Annotated in this window: 7 protein-coding genes; 5 read left to right on the forward strand and 2 right to left on the reverse strand. The window is 71.7% G+C overall.

Translation table 11 applies throughout. The annotated features are described in order from the left end of the window. Positions 1 to 157 precede the first annotated feature (157 nt). On the forward strand, positions 158 to 1,546 hold the full coding sequence (locus FL311_RS18870) for an ATP-binding protein (RefSeq protein WP_141326723.1): 1,389 nt from the start codon (positions 158 to 160) through the stop codon (positions 1,544 to 1,546). 149 nt (positions 1,547 to 1,695) lie between these two features. Beyond that, the gene (locus tag FL311_RS18875; RefSeq protein WP_141326725.1) at positions 1,696 to 2,193 is read left to right on the forward strand and encodes a hypothetical protein; all 498 of its coding nucleotides are present in this window, start codon (positions 1,696 to 1,698) and stop codon (positions 2,191 to 2,193) included. On the opposite strand, the gene FL311_RS18880 is transcribed toward FL311_RS18875, so the two are convergent. Then, positions 2,180 to 2,893, reverse strand: coding sequence for a DUF2238 domain-containing protein (locus tag FL311_RS18880; protein ID WP_141326727.1), 714 nt, complete (start codon positions 2,891 to 2,893; stop codon positions 2,180 to 2,182). The genes FL311_RS18875 and FL311_RS18880 overlap by 14 nt on opposite strands. 120 nt (positions 2,894 to 3,013) lie before the next feature. Between FL311_RS18880 and FL311_RS18885 the strand changes: the two genes are divergently transcribed. From FL311_RS18885 to FL311_RS18895, 3 genes are all read left to right on the forward strand, one after another. Then, entirely contained in the window at positions 3,014 to 4,021 is a 1,008-nt protein-coding gene (locus FL311_RS18885; protein WP_141326729.1) for a Gfo/Idh/MocA family protein, read from the forward strand. A gap of 93 nt (positions 4,022 to 4,114) precedes the next feature. Continuing rightward, positions 4,115 to 5,683, forward strand: a complete 1,569-nt coding sequence (locus FL311_RS18890; RefSeq protein ID WP_141326731.1) for an AAA family ATPase — start codon at positions 4,115 to 4,117, stop codon at positions 5,681 to 5,683. Beyond that, positions 5,680 to 6,393 (forward strand): hypothetical protein, encoded by a 714-nt coding sequence (locus FL311_RS18895; RefSeq protein WP_141326733.1) that lies wholly within the window; start codon positions 5,680 to 5,682, stop codon positions 6,391 to 6,393. Before FL311_RS18890 ends, FL311_RS18895 begins: the two co-directional genes overlap by 4 nt. A 160-nt stretch (positions 6,394 to 6,553) precedes the next feature. On the opposite strand, the gene FL311_RS44115 is transcribed toward FL311_RS18895, so the two are convergent. Continuing rightward, on the reverse strand, positions 6,554 to 7,648 hold a 1,095-nt coding region (locus FL311_RS44115), incomplete at its 5' end, for an SH3 domain-containing protein (protein WP_194869259.1).

Genomic DNA, 7,648 nt, shown 5'->3' on the forward strand with positions numbered 1-7,648 from the left:
CCGCTGTCCGCCTCCCGGAGGGGCCCTCGGGCGGCGGCTGCCTGCCCTGTCCGGATGTGGGTGGACAATGCGCGCACCGGACGTTCGGACGATTCCGGGCCTCGGGTGCAGGAGGAGATGGACACCCTTCCGTCCACCCAGGCAGCATCCAGGCGACATGGGAAGCGAGGACATCGTCACAGCGCTGCGCCGGGTACCGCTGTTCTCCCGGCTGGGCGACGAGCAACTGCACTGGGTGGCCAGCCATGGGCGGCAGCTCCACTTCCCAGCGGGGGCCCGCGTCGCCGCGCAGGGCGACCCGGCGGACGGGCTCTCCATCATCCTCGAGGGCCGCACGGTGTGGGCCCGCCGCGTGGGCGAGCAGGACACGCCCACCGGCGCGCTGGAGGCAGGCGACATCTTCGGGGAGCTCATCCTCTTCCTGAACTCGCCCTACCCCACCACCGGGCACGCGCACACGGACGTGCGCCTGTTGAGGTTGGAGCCCGCCGCCTTCTGGGAGCTCTTGCGACTGGCCCCGTCCTTGAGCCGGGGGCTGATGGAGGTCGCGGCCCAGCGCACCCAGCCGCAGGAGGTGGTGTCCACGCAGCAGCCGCTGGCGCTGAAGCCGGGGCAGATGGTGGCGGGGCTCGCACCGGAGCTGGGCAACCCCGCGGCGTCGGCGAACCGGAGCGCGTCGCGGCTTCGGGACACGCTGCGGCTGGTGTCCGCGCGGGCGATGGCGCTCGGGCAGCACGGACTGTCCTCCGCGCAGCGCGGGGCGCTGTTGGCCCTGCCCCGCGAGGCCGCCGACCGCGCGCGGGCCACGCCGGCGCTGGAGCCGCTCGCGCGCACGCAGCGCGAGGAGGAGATCGGCTCGTGGCTGGAGCTGCGCGGGATGACGGACGCGTGGGACGTGGCGCCCGCGCTGGTGGCCTCCGGGCTGGACGTGGCCTGGCTGGACTCGGTGGCGCGCCGCGTGGGTGAGGCGCTGCTGCGCGACACGCTGTCCTGGTTGGTGGCCGCGGTGAGCGGTGACGTGCTGCTGGCGGAGGTGGAGCGAGGCAGTGCGCGGGTGCACGCGCTGGTGGAGGGCGTGAAGGCCTACAGCTTCATGGACCGGGCGCAGACCTCCGAGGTGGACGTCCACGACGGCCTGGAGAACGCGCTGTCGGCGCTGCGTCACCGGCTGGAGGGGGACCACGTCCGCATCGAGCGTCAGTTCGCCTCGGACGCGCCGAAGCTCCAGGCGGAGGCCCACGCGCTCGACGAGGTGTGGACGCAGCTGGTGCTCAACGCGCTGGAGGCGCTGGGTGAGCGGGGCGGCACGCTGCGGCTGCGCACGTGGACGGAGGCGCGGGGGCTGGTGGTGGAGGTGGCGGACGACGGGCCCGGCATCCCGAAGGACTTGATGCCGCGCATCTTCGAGCCCTTCTTCAGCACGAAGCCGAACGCGGCGGGGCTGGGGCTGGACATCAGCCGACGCATCATCGAGCGGCATGGCGGGGACGTGCGCGTGCTCTCCGCGCCGGGTCACACGCGGGTGCAGGTGCGGCTGCCGGCGTGAGGGCGGCTGTCATCCGGCGCACGCGCGGAGCATCCACCGGGTGACGGAAGCGCGCGGCGAGCGTCGAGCCGTGCACGCAGGCGCAGGCCCCAGACTGGCTCCGGGCGCGGCATGAAGGTGGAGTGTGTCCACGTCAGGGGGAGCACTCCATGTCCGGCGAAATCCAGGGCGCCTGGTTCAAGGCCATCCTCGGCTCGATGACGGCGGCGGCGTCGCGTTTTCCCACGCACCAGCGCACCATCAACGGCATGCGCGACGACACGTGGTACGCGTGGGAGGACTACGTGCACCTCATGCGCGAGCTGCACAAGTCGCTGGGAGACCGGGCGGTGGAGGCCATCGCCCAGCGCTCGGGGATGCGCACATTGCCCCTGGCGCGGGCCAAGGGCTTCGACTCGGTGGAGAAGGTGTTCGGCGACTTCGACCTGGTGCTGCGCTCGCTGGTGAAGGGGCTGCCCTCGACGGACAGCGCGCGCACGGTGGCCTTCATGCCGCTGGCGGCGGAGCTGGAGAGCGGCTCGCGGCTGCCGGCCCCGCTGCTGTTGGGGACGTTCCGGGGCTTCCTGATGGGCTTCGGGAAGATTGTCACCGAGGCGAAGACGACGCCTCGCATGGGGATGCAGCGCTACTCGCTCAAGTGGATGTGACGCGGGCGCGGGTCACCAGGCGCTCCACGCTCCTCAGGTGGGCGCGGCCGAAGAGGAGCATGGCCAGCACGGCGCCGCAGAGGGCGAGGAACATGTCCCACTGCGCATCCCAGATGTCGCCCTGGGTGCCGAGGAACGCGTCACCGCCGGCCGGGTCCAGCGCGAGCGCGGCCCACCACTCGAGCAGCTCGTAGAAGGCGCTGATGGCCAGCGCCACCGAGCCGGTGAGGAAGTTGAGCCACCCGCCCCGACGCAGCGGCGTGGAGCGCAGCAGGACCTCGCGGATGATGAACGCGGGGAAGAAGCCCTGCACGAAGTGCCCCAGCCGGTCGTAGGGATTGCGGGACAGCTCCAGCGCGTCGCGCACCCAGTTGCCCAGGGGCGTGAGCGCGTAGGTGTAGTAGCCGCCGTAGGTCAGCACGAGGATGTGCAGGAAGACGCAGACGTAGACCCAGCGCGACATCGGGAAGCGGCGGAACGTGGCGGCCAGCGCAATCATACCGGCGAGACCGGGGCCCACCTCCAGCAACCAGTTGAGCTTGCCGGCGGGACTGAGGAAGAACGTGGCGACGAGGATGGGCGCGAGCACGGCCGCGAGCAGCAGCGGGGTGCGCGCCTCCTCACGGGTCCCTCGCACGGGCGGATAGAACGGCGCGACGCTGTCGACGGCGGGAGCGTCGAGCGGGACTGCGGGCTGCATGGCGGGCCTTTGCTCGGTCATGTCCGGACTCGGGGAGGACGGGCGCCGGCGCAGCATGGCACGGAGATGGAACGGGCGTCGCCGGGTCGCTCCCGCGCCAGCGCTGTCGGGTGGCGCCGCATGTCGACGCGCATCGGCATCATCGGCACCCGGTGGGGACTCATGCACGTGGGCGCGTTCCGCGCGGCGGGCGCGCAGGTGGTGGCGCTGTGCGGCCGCTCCCCGGAGTCCACGCGCGCGGTGGCCGAGCGTGAGGGAATTCCCCTCGCCACCACGGAGGTCCATGAGCTGTGTGCCGCCGTGGACGCTGTCGTGGTCGCGAGCCCCGATGCCCTGCACGCGTCGCACCTGCTCACGGCCCTCGAAGCCGGGCGCTCGGTGCTATGCGAGAAGCCCCTCACGCGCACCGTCGAGGACGCGCGGCGCGTCGTCCTCCGCGCCCGTGCCCTGTCGAGCCCCAGCGCCGTCAACTTCCCCTATCGCATGCTGCCACCCCTCCGCGCACTGAAGTCCTGGCTCTCGGGACGCAAGGCGCAGCACCTCGTCGTCACACTGCGCACCGGCTTCGTCTCGCGCCATGAATCCAACGTCGAGGACGCCTCGGGAGACTGGGGCGGCCTGTCCCACGTGCTCGACGCCGCGCTGTGGCTGACGGACGCGACGCCGCTGTGGGTTCAGGCCACGCTCTCCGGGCGCCCCATCCACACCGCCGCGCTGCACGTCGGGCTCTCCAACGGCGCGGTCCTCGTCCTCACCCACGCCGCCTGCGCGGAGCCCGGAATCCACGGGGGCTGGAGCCTGCTGGGCCAGGACTGGGAGGTCGGCTTCTCCGCGGGCTATGTTCCCTCACGTGAGGGCTGGTGCATCTCCCCCATCCGCGGCTTCGAGCACGGCGGCTGGAGCGACATCGCCCCCGGCGCCGAGCCCCACCCCGGACAGCTCGAACCCTGGGCCCAGGCCCACGTGGAGACCGCGCGCCGGTTCCTCGGCCTGCGAGGTCACGCGCCTCGCGACGGGCTCGCCACCCTCGATGACGGCGCCCTCGTCCAGGAGGTCCTCGCGGCCGCCCTCCGCTCCGACGCAGAGGGCCGTCGAGTCCCCATGACGCACACCTCCAAACACGGGTGACCCCACCCTCGCGCTCGCTCCCCTGTCGGGCGCAAGCCATTGCAGCGCCCCTCGTTTTCGTCTGGCGAGGGGGCCCACTAGAGTAGCAGGGGAATGTCGTCCCCCGCCCCTGGCAGCGCCAACGCCCACCGTCCCGCCGAGCCGTGGCTCGAGGAGCTCGACATCCTCGTGCGGGCCCGCTACCCGCTGCTCTACCTGGTGTCGTGGGAGGAGCACCGCGTGGACGCCATCCTCGCGGAGCTGGCGCGCGCGCACGGCAAGGCGCTGTTCCAGTGGTCCATCACCAAGGGCCTGCGCGCCTCCGGCACCACGCGCGCCGCGCCCCTGCCCGACGACACGCGCAACCCCCTGGACGCGCTGGCCGCCATCGAGAAGCTGGGCGAGCCCGCGCTGGTGGTCCTCAAGGACTTCCATCCCTACCTGGAGGAGAAGGGCGTGGTGCGCGCCCTGCGGGAGCTGGCGCACTTCCTCAAGAGCACCTTCACCACCGTCATCCTCCTGTCGCCCACGCTGCTCATCCCCGTGGAGCTGGAGAAGGAGGTCTCCGTCATCGACGTGCCCATGCCCGGGTACAACGACTTGCTCAAGCTCCTGCGGGAAATCGTCGCGGTGGTGCGCCGCACGAACAAGGCCACCATCGAGCTGTCGCGCGAGCACGCCGACCAGCTCATCAAGGCCGCGCTCGGGCTGACGATGTCGGAGGCGGAGAACGCCTTCGCCAAGGCCATCGCCCATGACGGCAAGCTGAGCCCCGAGGACATCAAGCGCATCCAGGACGAGAAGCGTCAGGTGATTCGCAAGAGCGGGCTGCTCGAGTACTACCCCCCCGAGGAGTCCCTGGGGAACGTGGGCGGGCTGGAGTACCTCAAGGCCTGGCTGAGCCAGCGCACCGCGGCCTTTGGCGAGCGGGCCCGACAGTTCGGCCTCCCCGAGCCTCGGGGGCTGCTGCTGCTCGGCGTCCAGGGCTGCGGCAAGAGCCTCACCGCGAAGGCCATCAGCGCGCACTGGAACCTGCCGCTCCTGCGCCTGGACATGGGCCGCATCTTCAGCGGGCTCATCGGCTCGTCCGAGGAGAACCTGCGCAAGGCCATCCGCGTGGCCGAGGGCGTGGCGCCCGTGGTGCTGTGGGTGGACGAAATCGAGAAGGGGCTGTCGGGCGTGGCCTCCTCGAGCACCGCGGACAGCGGCGTGTCCGCGCGCGTCTTCGGCACGCTGCTCACGTGGCTCCAGGAGAAGACGGCGCCCGTGTTCGTCGTCGCCACCGCCAACCGCATCGAGGGCCTGCCCCCGGAGGTGCTGCGCAAGGGCCGCTTCGACGAGATCTTCTTCATCGACCTGCCCGAGCAGGCCGAGCGGGAGGACATCTTCCGCATCCACCTGCGACGCCGGAAGCGCGAGCCCTCGGACTTCGACGTGGCGGAGCTGGCCACGCTCACCCAGGGCTTCAGCGGCGCCGAAATCGAGCAGGTGGTGGTGGCCGGTCTGTACGAAGCCTTCGCGGAGAACTCCGAGCTGACGCAGCAGCACCTGGTGCGCACCCTGCGGGACACCTTCCCGCTGTCGGTGACGATGCGGGACGAGATTCGCCGCCTGCGCGACTGGGCCAAGGGGCGCACGCGTCCGGCCTCGTCCTCGGGCGCGCTGGTCGAGAGGGCACCATGAGTCCCAAGCTGTCGCGCTTCCTGCACCTGGAGAAGGACCGGAGTGAGCGCTCGAAGCGCGAGCAACCCTCCCAATTGCAGGACGGTGGCCGCCGCTTCGAGGACATCGCCGAGCGCGGCGCGATGCCCCAGGGGGACGTCCCCGAGGCCCACCTGGAGCGCTTCAAGGCGGAGACGCCCGTGGTGCTGGAGCCGCGCGCCGCGAGCCTGGAGGAGGCCTGGGACTTCCCGCGCTGCGTCGTGTGCGCTTCCGACAACGGGCGCTACTCGAAGCACTGTCAGCAGTGCGGCGCGGACCTGGGGACGCCGCAGCAACTGGAGCACCGGGCCAGGCTCGCGTTGGAGCGGCGAGAGGCGCGCGCCCGTGAGCAGGGCGAGGAGCGCCAGGGCGCGCTCGAGCGACTGGAGCAGGAGCGCCGCGCGGACTCGGAGCGCTACGCGTATCTCCTGGAGAAGCTGCGCGCCGAGGAGCAGTCCTACCGGGGCTGGCGCATCTTCGCGCGGCACTCCACCGTGGGCACGGGGCTGCTGGCGCTGCTGCCCAACACGCTCACGCGGTGCCTCGCGGTGGCGGGCTGCGTCGGCGTGTGCGCGGGACTGATGCGCTTCGGGACGGGCAACACCCGCGTGGTGGGCGCGTGGCTGCTCATCGTCTTCGTGCTGCTGTTCGTGCCCAGGTCGGCGTTGCGCCACCGCTGGCGCCTGCGCTGACGCCGCCCTCGACGAGCCGGAGATGGAACGCGCGCCACCTGGCGCCGTGGCAGCGAGCCCCTGTCGAGCCAGCGGGGCACCGCGCGCGCCTGGTTCCTCGCGGCGCTCGCGCTGACCGCTCCCCCTGCGAACCGGAGAAGCGGCCGTGCTCACACGGGGACTACCCGCCCCTGGTCTCCGTCTCCGGCGTGCTCGCTCCGTTGACGGCGATGGCGCCCGGGTTGCCGCGCATGAAGGCATCCAGCTCCGCGGGAGACAGCTCGATGGGAGCCGCCGTCGGCTTCGTGTGCGCGGGGTCGCAGACGATGAAGTTGCCTTCGGGGGTCCTGCCCACCACGGCGACCAGGTGCATGGTGGAGCCGTGCTGGCCCTTCCACGTATCCGCCTTCTGGTGCCACTCGTCGGGCACGCCATTCCGCAGGTCCGGCGCGCCGTCCCCATCGCTGTCGACGTAGAGGTATCCCTCGGGGCTCACCAGCGCCTCGGGCGTCCCCTCCGGGGCCGGCTTCTTCTCCACGAAGGTGCCGGAGATGACCACCGTGCTGTTGTTGTCGATGGCCGTCATGATGGCCGTCGAGTTCGCGGCCACGCTCGACGTCGTCCCACCCGCCGCGGCCACCGCGTTCTCCACGTCCTTGAAGCCGGTGAACGTGGAGTTCTCGTTGCCCGTCCCATCCAGCGAGTACGCCAGCGTGCCGTCCTCCTTCGTGTAGACGCCGTCGCTGTCCGTGTCGTCCGCCTGGTTGCCCCAGTAGCGCACCGCCTGCACGTCCGCGCCCGTGGTGCCGTTGTGCTCGATGCCCGGGATGGCCGGAATCTCCAGCCCCTCGTTGAGCAGCGCCGTCAGCGTGGAGGAAGGTCCGCAGTTGGCGTTGCTGGCGTCGCCGCCCACCTCCTTCTCCGCGGCGAACTGGTTGACGAAGACGCTCTGGTACGCTTCGGCGGCCGGCGTGGTGATGCCACCCGTGGCGGCGGGCTGCGCGGCCTCCTCCGCCGTCAGCTCCCGCGTGTACTCCGCGCTCACCCAGCCCGTCTCCCCGCCGGGCCCGCGCACATAGATGAAGCCGTTCTTCTCCGACGGCCCCCCATCCGGCGGCGTGGCCACCTCCAGCCGCGCGCCCGAGGGGAAGCTGCCCGTGGGCTTCTGGGACGTCCCCGCGTCGGGGCGGAGGTTCAGCGTGTCATCCCCCGTGGTCACCGTCCGCTTGTCCCCCGGCTGCACCTGCCCATCCCCCTGGTTCGTGGAGACCGGGGC

The sequence above is a fragment of the Myxococcus sp. AB025B genome (assembly GCF_006518215.1).
In the GTDB taxonomy this organism is placed as follows: Bacteria; Myxococcota; Myxococcia; order Myxococcales; family Myxococcaceae; genus Myxococcus; species Myxococcus fulvus.

What these genes read in the sequence shown, in the direction of transcription:
- FL311_RS18870 (WP_141326723.1), top strand. Translation starts at nt 158, where the DNA reads ATGGGAAGCGAGGACATCGTCACAGCGCTGCGCCGGGTACCGCTGTTC.
- FL311_RS18875 (WP_141326725.1), top strand. Translation starts at nt 1,696, where the DNA reads ATGTCCGGCGAAATCCAGGGCGCCTGGTTCAAGGCCATCCTCGGCTCG.
- FL311_RS18880 (WP_141326727.1), bottom strand. Translation starts at nt 2,893, where the DNA reads ATGCAGCCCGCAGTCCCGCTCGACGCTCCCGCCGTCGACAGCGTCGCG.
- FL311_RS18885 (WP_141326729.1), top strand. Translation starts at nt 3,014, where the DNA reads ATGTCGACGCGCATCGGCATCATCGGCACCCGGTGGGGACTCATGCAC.
- FL311_RS18890 (WP_141326731.1), top strand. Translation starts at nt 4,115, where the DNA reads ATGTCGTCCCCCGCCCCTGGCAGCGCCAACGCCCACCGTCCCGCCGAG.
- FL311_RS18895 (WP_141326733.1), top strand. Translation starts at nt 5,680, where the DNA reads ATGAGTCCCAAGCTGTCGCGCTTCCTGCACCTGGAGAAGGACCGGAGT.